The organism is Microvirga sp. BSC39, from assembly GCF_000739015.1.
Lineage (GTDB): Bacteria > Pseudomonadota > Alphaproteobacteria > Rhizobiales > Beijerinckiaceae > Microvirga.
Genome location: NZ_JPUG01000014.1, coordinates 1 through 1,103, shown reverse-complemented (window position 1 = coordinate 1,103; position 1,103 = coordinate 1). Strand labels below are relative to the sequence as shown.

The following is a 1,103-nucleotide window of genomic DNA, read 5'->3' as shown; positions in this document are numbered from 1 at the left end:
AAAGTAAATCTATATAGAATGAAATTACATTATTTCAAAAATATTTTAACCGTACCTCTTACCAGTAATCTTTTGTCTTCACTAATAAAGGAGGAGGACTATGTATTTAAGTAGTTTAAGCTTATTTAATTTCAGACAGTTTAGTACAAATAATGATGGTTCACCAGGAGTTACAGTATATTTGAATCCTACATTCAATCTCTTAGTAGGTGAAAACGATTCTGGGAAAACAGCAATAATCGATGGAATTAGATATCTATTGGGTAGTGTAAGTGAAGAGTACATTAAATTCAATCAAGAAGATTTTTATAGTCCATCTAAGGATAATTATAGTGATCATTTTTATATAGAAGGAATTTTTACAGATTTAAGTGATAAAGAAGCAGGAGCATTTCTTGAGTGGTTATCGTTCGATGAAGAAGGTAAGTATAGCTTGCGATTAATCCTTAGAGTAGAAAAACGCAAAAATGAAAATGGCATTGAATATTTGGACAGAAGATTATTGGCTGGTGAAGAGGATTTTGAAAGTAGATTAGATGTAGAAGCTAGAAATTTACTAAAAGTAACTTATTTAAAACCGTTAAGAGATGCGAGTGCAGAGTTGAAACCTGGTTTTAGGTCGAGGTTAGTTCATATTTTAAAGGCGCACCCAACGTTTAAGAATACAGAACAAGAAAATCATAGATTAATAGAAGTGATGAGGGAAGCCAATAAACAAATTGAAGAGTATTTTGAGGATGAGTACATTGAGGGGCACTCTTTAATTAATGATATAGAAAATCTTTTGAGTGATTTTTATGATAATCTGGATCAAAGTAAATCAAAAGCCAAATTTGAGGTTAGTCAAACAGATTTAAATTCCATTCTTCGAAAATTAAGTTTAAATACTGAAGATGTAAATCTCGGTCTGGGTAATTTAAACTTACTATTCATAGCAACTGAATTATTATTATTAAATAACTACTTATCAACAGAGGAAATCATAGGACCAAATATAACCTTAATTGAAGAGATAGAGGCACATCTACATACGCAAGCACAAATTAGACTGATAAAATTTTTAGAAGAAGAGCTAAAGAAAGAACATAATAACAGTCAGTTTA

At 30.3% G+C, this 1,103-nt stretch carries 1 protein-coding gene; it reads left to right on the top strand.

Translation table 11 applies throughout. The annotated features are described in order from the left end of the window. Nucleotides 1-100 precede the first annotated feature (100 nt). The coding region (locus MA07_RS28380) for an AAA family ATPase (protein WP_152568674.1) at nt 101-1,103 on the top strand (1,003 nt) is incomplete at its 3' end.